This is a genomic window from Tritonibacter sp. SIMBA_163 (genome assembly GCF_046535935.1).
Taxonomy (GTDB): Bacteria; Pseudomonadota; Alphaproteobacteria; order Rhodobacterales; family Rhodobacteraceae; genus Epibacterium; species Epibacterium scottomollicae.
Map to the genome: position 1 here is coordinate 1 of NZ_JAWJBP010000671.1, position 261 is coordinate 261.

The window sequence follows — 261 nt, forward strand, 5'->3', positions numbered from 1 at the left end:
CACGCAATTCGGTGGTTTCCTCGATATTCATGCCCATGGTGCGGCTGGCGTAGGACCCATCGGAGCGTTTGCGGCCGCCGGGCAGACGCATGTGATCGACCCGGTTTGGGAAAGCAAAGCGCCCCGCCACCGGCGAGCCGGTCAGGATCACCGCAGAGGCGGTGCGATCCGCAGAGGTGATCGCGGCGGCCAGGGCACGAGAGCGGCGCGGATGTCCCAGCCCGAAGGTGTCGTGGCTGTAGAACAGGATGCGCGGTCCGC

The 261-nt window shown here is 67.0% G+C and carries 1 pseudogene; it reads right to left on the bottom strand.

Annotated elements, in window-relative coordinates:
- Nucleotides 1-261, bottom strand: a pseudogene (locus R0J92_RS23995) (hypothetical protein); the annotation flags it as partial.